At 70.7% G+C, this 12917-nt stretch carries 10 protein-coding genes and 1 pseudogene; 5 read left to right on the forward strand and 6 right to left on the reverse strand.

Annotated elements, in window-relative coordinates; all coding sequences use genetic code 11:
- Nucleotides 1-46: 46 nt before the first annotated feature.
- The 4 genes from ACF3M1_RS14375 to dusA form a co-directional block, all read right to left on the reverse strand.
- Nucleotides 47-733: a response regulator transcription factor gene (locus tag ACF3M1_RS14375; protein WP_180545118.1), complete on the reverse strand. Its 687-nt coding sequence runs from the start codon at nucleotides 731-733 to the stop codon at nucleotides 47-49.
- A 56-nt stretch (nucleotides 734-789) separates the two neighbouring features.
- Complete coding sequence (locus ACF3M1_RS14380) at nucleotides 790-1161, reverse strand: hypothetical protein (protein ID WP_394001770.1); 372 nt, start codon at nucleotides 1159-1161, stop codon at nucleotides 790-792.
- Between the two features lie 128 nt (nucleotides 1162-1289).
- The gene (locus ACF3M1_RS14385) at nucleotides 1290-2198 is read right to left on the reverse strand and encodes an arginine deiminase-related protein (RefSeq protein ID WP_394001772.1); all 909 of its coding nucleotides are present in this window, start codon (nucleotides 2196-2198) and stop codon (nucleotides 1290-1292) included.
- The gene (dusA, locus tag ACF3M1_RS14390; RefSeq protein WP_394001774.1) at nucleotides 2195-3190 is read right to left on the reverse strand and encodes a tRNA dihydrouridine(20/20a) synthase DusA; all 996 of its coding nucleotides are present in this window, start codon (nucleotides 3188-3190) and stop codon (nucleotides 2195-2197) included. The genes ACF3M1_RS14385 and dusA overlap by 4 nt, the downstream gene beginning before the upstream one ends.
- Nucleotides 3191-3377: 187 nt before the next feature.
- Here dusA and ACF3M1_RS14395 point away from each other — a divergent pair, with 187 nt between their 5' ends.
- The 3 genes from ACF3M1_RS14395 to ACF3M1_RS14405 all read left to right on the forward strand — a co-directional run bounded on the left by ACF3M1_RS14395 (nucleotide 3378) and on the right by ACF3M1_RS14405 (nucleotide 9212).
- On the forward strand, nucleotides 3378-3794 hold the full coding sequence (locus tag ACF3M1_RS14395; protein WP_394001776.1) for a hypothetical protein: 417 nt from the start codon (nucleotides 3378-3380) through the stop codon (nucleotides 3792-3794).
- A gap of 346 nt (nucleotides 3795-4140) precedes the next feature.
- The gene (locus ACF3M1_RS14400) at nucleotides 4141-6939 is read left to right on the forward strand and encodes a TonB-dependent receptor (protein ID WP_394001778.1); all 2799 of its coding nucleotides are present in this window, start codon (nucleotides 4141-4143) and stop codon (nucleotides 6937-6939) included.
- Between the two features lie 92 nt (nucleotides 6940-7031).
- Nucleotides 7032-9212 carry a metallophosphoesterase gene (locus ACF3M1_RS14405; RefSeq protein ID WP_394001780.1) on the forward strand — a complete coding sequence of 727 codons (2181 nt, stop codon included), beginning with the start codon at nucleotides 7032-7034 and terminating at the stop codon, nucleotides 9210-9212.
- Nucleotides 9213-9238: 26 nt separating this feature from the next.
- Here ACF3M1_RS14405 and ACF3M1_RS14410 read toward each other — a convergent pair whose 3' ends face one another.
- Both ACF3M1_RS14410 and ACF3M1_RS14415 read right to left on the reverse strand, forming a co-directional pair.
- Complete coding sequence (locus tag ACF3M1_RS14410) at nucleotides 9239-9676, reverse strand: hypothetical protein (RefSeq protein WP_394001782.1); 438 nt, start codon at nucleotides 9674-9676, stop codon at nucleotides 9239-9241.
- A gap of 8 nt (nucleotides 9677-9684) precedes the next feature.
- Entirely contained in the window at nucleotides 9685-10608 is a 924-nt protein-coding gene (locus ACF3M1_RS14415) for a hypothetical protein (RefSeq protein ID WP_394001784.1), read from the reverse strand.
- 394 nt (nucleotides 10609-11002) lie between these two features.
- Between ACF3M1_RS14415 and ACF3M1_RS14420 the strand changes: the two genes are divergently transcribed.
- The gene (locus ACF3M1_RS14420) at nucleotides 11003-12157 is read left to right on the forward strand and encodes a DUF3182 family protein (RefSeq protein WP_394001786.1); all 1155 of its coding nucleotides are present in this window, start codon (nucleotides 11003-11005) and stop codon (nucleotides 12155-12157) included.
- A pseudogene (locus tag ACF3M1_RS14425) lies at nucleotides 12132-12908 on the forward strand (alpha/beta hydrolase family protein); the annotation flags it as partial. The gene ACF3M1_RS14420 and the pseudogene ACF3M1_RS14425, both read left to right, overlap by 26 nt.
- Nucleotides 12909-12917: the final 9 nt, after the last annotated feature.

The raw sequence follows: 12917 nt of genomic DNA on the forward strand, positions 1-12917 counted from the left end.
GGCGCCACGCGATGCGGCGACGGGACGCGGGCGACGCCGGCGGACGTCAGCCTTCGGTATTGCGCGGAATCGCGAAACGATAGCCGCGGCCACGCACGGTCTCGATCGGCTTGAGCGTGCCGTCGGGATCGAGCTTCTTGCGCAGGCGACCGATGAAGACCTCGAGCACGTTGGAATCACGGTCGAAATCCTGCTGGTAGATGTGCTCGGTGAGGTCGGCCTTCGAGACCAGTTCACCGGCATGCATCATCAGGTACTCGAGCACCTTGTACTCGTAGCTCGTCAGATCGACGTTCTTGCCTTCGACGCTGACCGTCTGTGCGGCGAGGTCCAGCGTGACCGTGCCGCATTCGAGCGTCGGCTTGCTCCAGCCCGCCGCGCGGCGGACCAGTGCATTGATGCGTGCCAGCAGTTCCTCGACATGGAAGGGCTTGACCAGATAGTCGTCGGCGCCCTGCTTGAGGCCGTCGACCTTGTCCTGCCAGCTCGAGCGCGCAGTGAGGATCAGCACCGGGAACTGCTTGCCTTCCTCGCGCAGCGCCTTGATCAGCTCCATGCCCGACATCTTCGGCAGGCCCAGATCGATGATGCCGACGTCGAACGGCACTTCGCGGCCCATGTACAGGCCTTCCTCGCCATCCTGGGCGGCGTCGACGGCGAAGCCTTCACGCTTCAGGCGTGCGGCGAGGGTCTCACGTAGAGGGGCTTCGTCTTCGACGAGCAGGATGCGCATGGGTCAACTCCGGTCGAACGGCCGGACCCGGCCGTGAATGGGGCGAGAATGCAGGATCAATCGTCGTCGCCGCGTGCACGCACCGCCCGCCCGCGCTGCTGCGGATCGTCGACGTAGATCCGCACGCGGCCACTGTCGTCCATCACCTTGATGCGGTTGAGATCGCGCCCCTCGGAGTGCATGCGTTCGACGCTGAGCACACGGCCGCGCGTACTGCGCTCGATCCGGCGGACCGAATCGGACATCGAATCCTGCGCGCGGCCGCGGGTCACGTCGGGACGTCCCAGCGACGCCCGCATGTCCGGCGCGCCACGCGGGCCCGCCTGCGGGGGCGGATCGTCGAAACCGGCCGCCTGCACAGCGCCGCCTGCCACCAGGGCGGCGGCGAGCAGACACGAGGGCAGCACGGGGAACGACGGACCGGGCACGGTCACTCCTGGCAGGACGACGGCGATAAGGTATTGAAGAATCGGGGGAAAGCGGTGAATCCGTCCTTAACTTTTCGTTGACATTGCAGTCCGCGTTCAGTTTCGGACGGCGTTCGATGATGGTCCGCTCAATAGATTTCCGCAACGCAACATCGCAGCGAACCCCCTGCCGCCTCGATCGCGTCGAGCGGCACGGCCTCGATCCGGAAGCCTGCATCCGCGATCGCACGGCGCCCCGGATCGTCGAGCGCCAGCGCCGCGCCTGCGCTCATCCAGACGCTGTCCGCGGACAGCGCGATCGCGTTGCCGGTGAAGGCCGACTTCTGGGTGGGCGACAGCTGTACGCGATGCGCGTAGAAGCCGGCGATCGCGTCGGCCACCGCCGGGTCGGCGAAGCCGTCGCGGCAGACCAGGGCGGCACGTCCTGCCAGCACGGCAAGGACGACGTTGGTGTGGTATTCGCCGTCGGCGAGATCGAACAGCAGCGTGGCGCGCAGGCCGAATGCCGCGTGCATCAGGCGTGCACCGTCCTCATCGCAGCGCGCCGAGAGCCCGCAGAAACCCAGGCCGCGGGCGCGATCGACCACCAGTGCGCCGGTCAGCTCGCAGGGATGCGGCTGGTCCGACAGGTCGATCTCCCGGTAACCCAGCAGATCGCGCAGAAATCCGCGGATGTCGCCGCGTCCGGCCTCGCGTCGGCGGACCGCATGGTGCATGCGCCCGACGATCGACCGGCCCGGCACGGTGGCGAAGACGTTGTTGGGAAACACCGCGTCCGGCGTGTCGTCGGCACCCGGAAAGCAGACCGTCGGCAGCACCGCCGCCATCCGCCGGTGCAGCGCGCGATGCTGGGCCTGCGCGGCGCCGGCGTCGAACGCCGCGGCATCGGCCATGTAATGGTTGTCGTGCGCCGACTCGTCGGCGCGCACGAAGCCGTCGGGCGCGAACAGGAACGCGGCACGTGGCGTTGCGCGCGTGGCATCCGGCGGGCAGTCGCGCGCGAATGCGAAGAACGCTTCGGGATCGCGGGTGATCATGCGGCCACGCGCGAACGCACGCCTTCGGTCGCCGCGATGGCGCGCTCGACCAGGGCCCAGTCGGCATCCGGACGGTGTGCGCCCTCGCTGAGGATCTGGCGGAACATGCGCCCGCCGGGCTGGCCATGGAACAGCCCGAGAATGTGGCGCGTGATGTGCTTGAGCGCGACGCCTTCGGCAAGTCGCGCCTCGACATAGGGCCGCAGCGCGCGCAGCAGCTCGGCACGCGGCCGGCAGTCACGGCCGGCGAGCATCGCGTCGGCCGCGTGCAGCAGGTAGGGGTCGTGGTAGGCGGCCCGCCCGAGCATGACGCCGTCGACGTGCGCGAGCTGCGCCTGCACCGCGTCCAGCGTCGCGATCCCGCCATTGACGACCACCGGCAGCGCCGGCCGCTCCTGCTTGAGCCGGTGCGCCCAGTCGTAACGCAGCGGCGGCACCTCGCGGTTCTCCTTCGGCGACAGGCCCTTGAGCCAGGCGTTGCGTGCGTGCACGACGACCAGCGCTGCGCCGGCCGCGACGGCGCCGTCGACGAAATCACGGAACACCGCGTAGTCGTCGTCCTCGTCGACGCCCAGCCGGCACTTCACCGTGACCGGCACGGCGCTCGCCGACGCCATCGCCGCCACGCAGTCGGCCACCAGCGCCGGTTCGCGCATCAGGCAGGCGCCGAACCGTCCGGCCTGCACGCGGTCGGACGGGCAGCCGCAGTTGAGATTGATCTCGTCGAAGCCGTGCCCGGCCGCGATCCGCGAGGCCTCGGCCAGCAACGCCGGCTCGCTGCCGCCGAGCTGGAGCGCCAGCGGCGCCTGCTCGGGCGTGGCGGCCAGCAGCCGGCTGCGGTCGCCGTGGATCACCGCGTTCGCATGCACCATCTCGGTGTAGAGGCGCGCGCCCGGCGCGAGGATGCGGTGGAACTGACGGCAATGGACGTCGGTCCAGTCCATCATCGGGGCCACGGAGAGGCGGATCGAGGCGGGGTCCAGCGGGGTCATCGGAATCCTGGTGTGCGGGTGCGCATCGCGGGGCACTTCACGACGATGCGATGGCGACGCGCGGTGTGCCAGCGTACCGGGCGATGTCGACACAGGCGCATGCCGGTCACTGTCACATCGCACCCTGGCGCGCCGATCGCGGACCATCCGCGCGGCGTGCTGCAAGTCTGCGACCCCGGAGCTGTACATGGTATTTCTCTACGCCTGCGCTGTGGCCCTTCTCGTCTGGAGCGTGGCCGCGATCCAGTTGCTGCCCCGCGTGCGCGATGCCGGCCGGCCGCTGGCGTGGTTCGCCGGCGCATTGGCCCTGGCGACGGCGGCCTGCGTCGTCTACGGGGCGTACGGCCTCGCCCGCTACGGCGACTGGCTGTCGATCTCGACCGCGCAGGCGCTGCACATGCTGCTCGGCGAGGGCAATCCGGCACTGCGCCGCGCGGAATCCGCAGCGCTGAACCGCGCCGCCGGCGTCTATCTCAACTTGAACATCGGCTGGACCCTGCTCGCGCTGTGCGTGCTGCAGTTCCACTCGATCGGGGTCTGGTCGCGCATCGCCGAAGCGCGGCGCAGGCGACGCCGCGGCGCCCGGTCGCGGTCCGCACGCTGACGACACGCAGTCCGCGGACGGACACGCCGCGGCCCGGGTCCGCGCAGAAGGCCGGCGCCTCGCAGCGTCTTCGGCGAACGCATGACGGGACGTGGGCGGATGCCGCGACGGAACCTGCATCGCAAGCGCGTGCACCCGTGACGGCGCGGGCCGACCTTCGCGCGCGTCGGTGTCACAGAACGCCGATCCGGCGGCCCGGCGCGCGCCGCGACGCGGGATCGCCACACCAGCGAAATCAAAGCATCACATTCGGTCCCTAGCCTGCGCGGCTTCACGCACGACGACCTGCCGGGCACGTCCGCCCCGGCATGTCGCCGTGCGTCCCGTCGACCCTACCGAGCCCCCCATGACCCACCGCACCCGGTCCACCGCCCTCTACGTCCCGCTTCGCAAGCCGCTCAGCCTGCTGATCCACGGCCTGCTGGTGGCCGGAATGACAACGGTGCCATTGCAGGCACTCGCGCAGCAGGCGCCCGATACGCAGGCCAGCGTCCAGCAGCTCGACAGCGTGGTGGTCACCGGCACCTACAGCCGAAGCCTCGAACAGGCGGTGGATCTGAAGCGCGACAACATCGGCTTCTCGGATTCCATCGTCGCCACCGACGTCGCTGATTTCCCGGAGCAGAACCTCGCCGAGGCGCTGCAGCGCATGCCCGGCGTGACCATCGAGCGCAACAAGGGCCTGGGCTCGCGCGTCAACGTGCGCGGCCTGCCGTCCGACTACACGCACGTGTCGATCAACGATCTGGCCACGGCGTCGGGCAGCGGCGGCCGCGAGGTCGAGTTCGACATCTTCGCCTCGGAAATCATCCAGCAGGTCACGGTGCAGAAGTCGCCGACCGCAGCCGACGAGGAAGGCGGCATCGCCGGCTCGGTGAAGATCTCCACCGCGCGGCCGTTCGACTACAGCACGCGGCAACTGGTCGCGTCGTTCGAAGGCGCCTACAACTCGATCTCCGAGGAAACCGACCCGAAGATCGCCTTCCTCGCCTCCGACACCTGGGGCGACTGGGGCGCGCTGGTATCGATCTCGTCGGCCAAGCGCACCAACCGCACCGACGCGACCTCGGGCATCAACTTCCGTCCGATGTCGCGCTTCCTCGGTGCGTCGGGCGTGCGCGGTTCACAGGCCGAAGCGGTGATCGAGCGTGACACCGGCCGCCAGATCGGCAACCGCGCCAACACCGACGAGTCCAACCTGATCGTGTTCCAGGACAAGGTCGGCGACCGCGTGTTCCTCAACGAGCAGGACAAGTGGGGCGCGACCGCGTCGCTGCAGTTCAAGCCCAGCCGCGATTTCAGCCTGACCTTCGATGCGCTGGTCGGCGGCTACGACTCCACCGAGGACGAGTACGACGCCGCCGCGTATTCGGCGTCCAGCCGCAGCACGCTCGAGACCATCCACGAATACGACGACACCACGCTGGCCCAGCACGGCATCCTGGTGCTGCGCGACGTGTCCTACACCGCCACCCAGCACGAGTTCCTGAGCAAGGAGCGCATCAACGAGACCGATTTCCGCCAGTACAGCGCGGCGCTGGACTGGCGCGGCGACAGCTGGAGCATCGACGCGCTGCTCGGCTATTCGGGCGCCCGCAAGAGCCTGGACTACGCCAACCTCAAGCACGTCGCCTACGCACCGTCGCGCACGCGCTGGAACGGCAACAGCGGCGAGACGATTCCGAGCGCATCGTCGGCCGGTTTCGACATGTACGCCTCGCCCGAGCGCTATCTGTTCGAGGCCTACGAGACCACGCGCGAACAGATCAGCGACGACAAGTACGCGGCCCAGGTCAATCTGCGCAAGACGCTCGACCTGGCCTTCCTGCCCGCGCTGCGCGACGTGCAGTTCGGCGCGCGCCATACCGACAAGTCCAAGGAGCGCGAATACGGCGAAGCCAAGATCGGCGGGCCGTCGGCCGGCAACAACAGCTGGGTCAACACGCGCACGCTGGCCGACAGCCAGCTGCGGCCGATCGCCGACATCGTGCCGGGTGGCGCCTACCGCGCGCGCGATCTCGACTGGCAGATGGCCTCCAACGCCTATGCGCGCGACACCTTCCGCTATGCCGGCTTCTCGACGCCGTTCGACGACGCGCAGTACTACCGCGTCGACGAGACGACCACCGCGCTGTATGCGATGGCCAATCTCGGTTTCGACCTCGGCCGCGTGCCGGTCACGATCAACGGCGGCGCCCGCTACATCGACACCTCGGTGACCTCGTTCGGCTACCACCCGGTGCAGAACCCCGACGGCAGCACCGGCTACACCGACACGCCGGTGTCGATGGACGGCGACTACAGCGACGTGCTGCCGAGCCTCAACCTCACCGCCGAACTCGCCGACGGCCTGCTGCTGCGCGCCGCGGCGTCGGAGACGTTGATCCGACCGGCGATGACCGACATCGCCTACAAGCGCACCGCGAGCTGGAGCTCGTACCGTTTCACCGACGGCAACCCGGCGCTCGAGCCGACCTACGCCGACCAGTGGGAAGTGGGCCTGGAGAAGTACCTGAGCAACGGCGGTCTGCTGGCCGCGTCGTACTTCCGCAAGAAGATCGACGGCGTGGTGATCAACGCGCTGACCGGCGTGGTCGCCGACGTGCCGGTGTACAACGCCAACGGCACTCTCAACGGCATCTACGATTTCGACGTCTACCAGCCGGTCAACGCCGCAGGCGCGTACGAGGTCGACGGCGTCGAACTGATCGCGCAGCTGCCGCTGACGATGCTGCACCCGGTGTTCGAAGGCTTCGGCATCAACGCCAACTACACGATGCTCGACAGTTCGCTGGCCGGCGAATCCGACCTCGGTATCCAGACCCCGATGCCGGGCCTGGCCGAGAAAACCTGGAACCTGACCGCGTACTACGAGAACCCGCGCTTCGACGCCCGCGTGTCCTACAACCACAAGAGCGAGTACGTCGAATCGATCGGCTACAACATGTATCCGATCTACCGCGATGCCTACGGCCAGCTCGACGTGTCGATCGGTGTGCGCCTGGCCGACAACCTCAAGCTGAGCCTCAAGGGCATCAACCTGACCGACGAGGCGACCACCGGCTACACGATGGACCCGTCGTTCCCGACGATGTACGAACTGTCAGGCCGTCGCATCAGCCTGGGCCTGCGGGCGGACTTCTGACGGTGCGCAGCGCAGCGCGGCGTGCCCGGCCGCAGGCGGCGCCCGGACCGACAGGTCCACAGCTGCCGGCCGGACACGCCGCGCAAGCGGCGGTGGGCGCACGGCACACCTGGCTGGCCCTTGCGCTGTGCGCGCTGCTGTCGGCCACCACCGGCGCAGCCGCCGACGACGCCGCGCACCGGGCCGGGCCGCAGGCGCCGGTACGCATCGCCTTCATGCCCGACGTGCATTTCCACGACGTCCACGCGACGTTCGAACCCGGCACGTTCGAAGGGGTGGCGAATCCGCGCACCGGCCAGCGCGCGACGATCCGCACGATGCAGGCGCAGCTGACCTCGACCCGGCTGTTCAACGAGAACGCATTCGCGTTTCTCGCCGCGCTCGACGACGCCGTCGCCCGCGGCGTGCGCATCATTGCGCTGCCCGGCGATTTTTCCGACGACGGGCAGCCGGTGCACATGCGTGGACTCGTGCGCATCCTCGACACGTATGCGGACCGCTACGGCATCGAGTTCTTCGCCGTGCCCGGCAATCACGATCCGGTCCGGCCCCACGACCAGCCGGGCGGCAAGCCGGATTATCTCGGCCGGAACCCGCAGACCGGCACGCTCGGCCCGCAGCCGGTCTACAGCCGGGGCGGGCATGCGGCCTGCCGCGATGCTGCCGGCAGCACGCAGCCCGGCCCCGCGGGCCCGGTGTACTGCACCGAGGACGTGCGGCACCTGGGGCATGCCGGCATCACCGCCGCGCTCGCCGGCCACGGGTTCATGCCCGAACCGCAGTATCGCTACTACGCGACGCCCTACAGCACCTACGGCAGCGGCGATTACGACTTCGAACGCGCCCGCGAGCAGGCGCAGTGGTCCAACCGCGTGTCCACGGTCTGCCACGACCGCGCCGGCGATCAGGCGCCGCAGCCGGCCGAGGCCCTCTGTGCGCAACTGCCGGACGCCTCGTACGTCGTCGAACCGGTCGAGGGCCTGTGGCTGGTCGGACTGGATGCGAACGTCTATCTGCCGACCGGCGGCGACGCGTTCACCGGCTCCGGCAATCACGGCTACGACCAGATGCGGCGGCACAAGCCGCATGTGATCGCGTGGCTGGCGGACGTGGTGGCGCGCGGCGCGGCGGAAGGCAAGCAGGTCATCGCCTTCAGCCATTTCCCCATGGCCGAATTCTTCAACGGCGCCTCCGACGACATCGGCACCGTGCTCGGTGCGGAGGCCATGCAGCTCGCGCGCCGCCCGGCGAACGCCACCACCGGCGCCCTCGCGCAGACGGGGTTGCGGGTGCATGTCGGCGGGCACATGCACCTCAACGACATCGCCGTCCATCGCACACCCGATGGCCACGCGCTGTTCAACATCCAGGCGCCGTCGCTGGCCGCCTACGTGCCGGCCTACACGCTGATGACGGTCGAGGGTGTGGATCGCGTCGACGTGCAGACCGTGCGCGTCGAGACGGTGCCGGGATTCGACGCGTTCTTCGATCTGTATCGCGAGGAACGCGCAACCTCGGCGGCCGCGCGCTGGGACCCGGCGATCCTCGAGGCAGGCGACTACCGCAGCTTCGCGCGTGACGCGCTGACGGAGCTGGTCCGCCTGCGCCTGCTCGATGCCGACTGGCCGTGTGATCTGCGTGCGCTGGTGCGCAGTCCATTGACCGGCGCCGACCTGCTGGTGCTCTCGCAACTGCCGGACACGATGACGCTCCGAAGCTGGATGACCGCATCGGCCTCGGGCGCGCCGCCTGCGCTCGCCGCGTGCCTCGCCGACACCGCGCATGCGACCCCGGGCCCAGCAGCGCCGGGGACCGAGGCGGCCATCGAAGAGGCGCGGGACCGCGTCGGAAGACTGGCCGGGGAGCGGCAGCTCAGCCTCGAGGCACTCGCCGACTGGACGATGTTCGACCTGGCGGTCGACATGATGCGGCTGGCCAACGCCGGCGATCTCGCCTTCGACGACATCCCCGCGTCGCGCCTGGCGCAGTACGCGCTGCTGGCCGACCTGTTCACCGCCGACGGGGCGGCCCCGGCCGCCACAGGCAATGCGCTCGCGGCCGAGACACCGGTGGTCGCGCTGCTGCGGGGCCGCGTCGGCCCGCTGCTCGGAATCGTGCGTCAGCTGGCGACGGGCGCGCCGACCGCCCATGTCCGCCTGGACCTCGTCAACGGAGAGGTGCTGGATCTGGCGCCGGATGCGGCCTCGCACGCGCCTGCACGGAACGGGCGCACGCGTCCCGCTTCACAACGCCCGGCACCGGCCATGCGCTGAGCCCGCGCGGGCTGCAGGCGCAGGAGTCAGTGGCCGATGCTCTCGGCCATCCACGCCGGGTCGCGGCGCGGCGCTTCGGTCGAGACCGGCTGGACTTCCAGCTCGATCGGGCCCAGCGGCAGCGCGTCGGCGACAGCGCCGCCGTCGGCCGGTCGTGCGCCGTGCGCGTCGGACTGGCTGACGATGCGCACCACCTCGCTCGAGCCGTCCGGCCAGACCACGCGGAAGGTCTCGCCGGCCGGCAAGGTGCGGAACGGGGTGTCGCTCTGCGCGCGGTACAGCGCGGCGATCTGGGCCGCCCCGAGCTGGCGCTGCGCCTCGGGCGCATCGACGGTGGTGGCCTCGACCTGGGACAGGCGCCGGTACTGCGCGCCGACCGCGTCGACCACGACCCCGGCCACCGCGACCGAGTAGCCGCCGAACAGCGCCACCCAGAACCAGAAGCGCACACGGCGCGACGTCATTCGCTTCGTCATCTCATCACCATTCCGAGCGGTTGCTCGACCACGAGCATGTTCACCATCTGGTCCACCTCGTCCGCGTCCTGGGGCGAACCCGCCGCCTGACGCACGAAGGTGGAGAAATCCTGTTGCGGCGCGCGCGCGCAAATGCCGCCATTGGCGCAGTACTGCGTCATCAGCGCGCCCGTCTGGCTGCAGTCGAGCCCGAGCCGGCAGGCCGCGACCTGCCAGGCGAGTTCCGACGCCTGGGTGCCGGCCACCGTGCCAGCGAGCGCGACGTCGTCGGCGGCCGCCAGGCCCATCGCCGGCGCCAGCGCCATGTACGCCTCGGGATCGCGCGAGGCCTGCACGCGCTCGACCAGATCGCGCCGGTAGAGATCGTCGTCGTCGAGCGGTTCGCCCATGGTGAGCAGCGCAGCCTCGGCCGCGAGGCTGCCGGCCAGTGCGGCGTCCTGGCGCTGGGCCACCAGCTGGACGAAGCCGGCCACGTCGTCGGGCAGGAAGCGCACGCAGCGTGCCGCGACGCGGCTGCGGGCCTCGCCGAGCGGACGCGCGACGCGCGGGCCGATCTGGGCCATCAACGCGGTGTCGCGCTCGTAGTCGACCGGCGCGCGGGCATAGCCGCCGCAGTACTCGTGCACGCGACTGACCAGCCAGCGCGCTTCGGCATCGCCGGCATCGGCTGCCGGCTGCAGCCGGCGGGCGAAGGCGAACAGGTCGTCGGTGCGCTCGAATTCCTGCTGCCGCGAACTCCAGCGCCGGAGGGGTGCCACCGCAGCCAGGGCGCGGGCCGGGCCGGCCTGCGCGGGCTGCACGGCCGGACGGGGCGTGATGGTCGGCGCCGCAGGCGCCGGATCCTGCGCCTGCACCTGCGCCGGCACGCGCACCGCATCCACGGGCACCTCCCCGGGCACGGGCGCGCGCCAGGTCGTCATCGACGTGACCACGGCTCCGACGAGCGCGATGAGGGCGAACACTCTGACCAACACGTGCGGTCCTGCGGATGACGGCCACGCTGCGGCCGCGGCAGTCCGGCATAAGGGCGCGGAGCGGGAATTCTAGCCGATCGGCGCCGGTCGGCTGCCGCGTACCGCGTGAAGCGTGCGCGCGGTCACCTGCCGCCCCGGGAAGGCGCTGCACACCCCGGTGCCGCGCGCCGCGATCCGCTTCACACGACGGCCCAGGCAGCCCGCACAGAGTCGCCGGCCGACCGCTATGCTGCTGGCGGGAGGAACGGGCCGCGCGCGCAACGCGCGGCAGCGGGCGTCGCCGTCACCGGGCGCCGATCACGCAGGCGCGCCGATGCTCACGATTCCCACCCCGCCGCATTTGTCCCGTCCCCGCCCGGCGCGCGTGATCGCCGTGCCGGGCGCGTCCGCCGCCCGCCCGGGCCACGAGCGCGCGACGCTGGGCTGGATCGCCGCCCAGGTCGCGCGGATCCTCGATGTGCCGTTCGACGGATTCGCCGACACGCTGCCCGCGCCGCGCGCCGATGCGTTTCTCGTGCCGCAGAACACACTGGATGCCGAAGAAGCCGCCCGGTGGGACCTGCAGGACGAGGCGGCATTGCTCGGCGGCGTCGTGCCCGCGGCATTCGTCGCCAGCAAGGTCATCACCCACGGCCTGGTCGATCCCGGCGCCGCGGCGCCGCCCGGATGGAACGCCGACCTCGGTGCGCAGCTGCAGTCCGTGACCTTCCCGGGCTACAGCGTGTTCGCGCGCGGCGATCTGCTGCGCGCGGCGGCGACGCTGCTCGCCTCGGCGCGCGCGGTGCGCATCAAGCTCGCCGACGGCATCGGCGGCGGCGGCCAGCACGTCGTGCGCGATCTCGATGCCTGCCGGCGACTCCTCGCCGCATTGACGCCCGCCGATCTCGATGCCGGCATCGTCGTGGAGATCGACGTCGCGCAGCCGGCCACCTACAGCGTCGGCGAGATGCGTCTAGGCGGACGCAGCATCGCCTACGTGGGCACGCAGGGCCTCGGCCGCGATCGCCACGGCCGTCCGGTCTACGGCGGCTCGACCTTGTCGGTGGTGCGCGGGCGCCTGCCCGATCTGCTCGACGTCTTCCGCCAGCCGCGCCTGCGGCGCACGGTGGAGATGGCGATCGCCTACGACCGCGGCGCGCAGGCAGCCTATCCGCAGCTGCTGTGCTCGCGACGCAACTACGACGTGCTGTGGGGCAGCGACGCTCACGGCCATCCGCATGGCGGCGTGCTCGAACAGTCGTGGCGTGTGGGCGGCGCCACGCCGGCCGAACTGGCGGCCTTCGACCTGCTCGACCGCGAGCCCGGACTCGGCCGCGTGCTCGCCTCGACCGTCGAATGCCACGGCCCGGTGCGCGTGCCGCCGCAGGCGGAGGTCTATTGTGTGCTCGACGATCCGCGCTGCGGCCTGATCGCCAAGTTCCGCCACGCCGGCCCCGACACCGGCGCCCCGTTCGCATTCGAGGAGCCCGATGGAAGCCCGCCTCTCCACGCTTGAGATCCCGGTCGATCAAGATCGCCTCAGCGCGACCCTGCTCGCCCCGGCCGAATCGGTGCCCGGCGTGCTGTTCGTGCACGGCTGGGGCGGTCGCCAGCAGCACAACCTGGTGCGCGCACGCGAAGCGGTGGGCCTGGGCTGCATCTGCCTCACGTTCGACCTGCGCGGCCACGCGCGCGATGCCGGCCAGCGCGACCGCGTCTCGCGCGCACAGAACCTCGACGACCTCGTCGCCGCCTACGACCATCTGGCCGCGGTGCCGGCCGTCGATCCGGATGCGATCGCGGTCGTCGGCATCAGCTACGGCGGCTACCTCGCCGCGCTGCTGACGCGCCTGCGCGCCGTGCGCTGGCTGGCGCTGCGCTCGCCGGCGATCTATCCCGACCCGGGCTGGGAGGCGCCGAAGACCGCGCTCAACGCCGACCCCGGCCTGATGGCGTATCGCGAATCCGTGCTCGCCCCCGCCGACAACCTCGCGTTGCGCGCCGCGGCCGCCTACACCGGCGACGTGCTGCTGGTGGAAGCCGAGCACGACACGATCGTGCCGCACCGGGTGACGAAGAACTTCGAAGGCGCCTTCCGCAGCGCGCGCTCGCTGACCTCGCGGGTGATCCGCGGCGCCGACCACGCGCTCACCGAGAAGCGCCACCAGCAGCAGTACACGGCGTATCTGATCGACTGGCTGACCGAGATGGTCGTCGGCACCCGCGAGCACTTCGCACGCGAGGCGGTGGCCCGGCAGAAGTCGCTCGGCGCGCGT

It is taken from the genome of Luteimonas sp. WGS1318 (assembly GCF_043187535.1).
GTDB lineage: Bacteria > Pseudomonadota > Gammaproteobacteria > Xanthomonadales > Xanthomonadaceae > Luteimonas.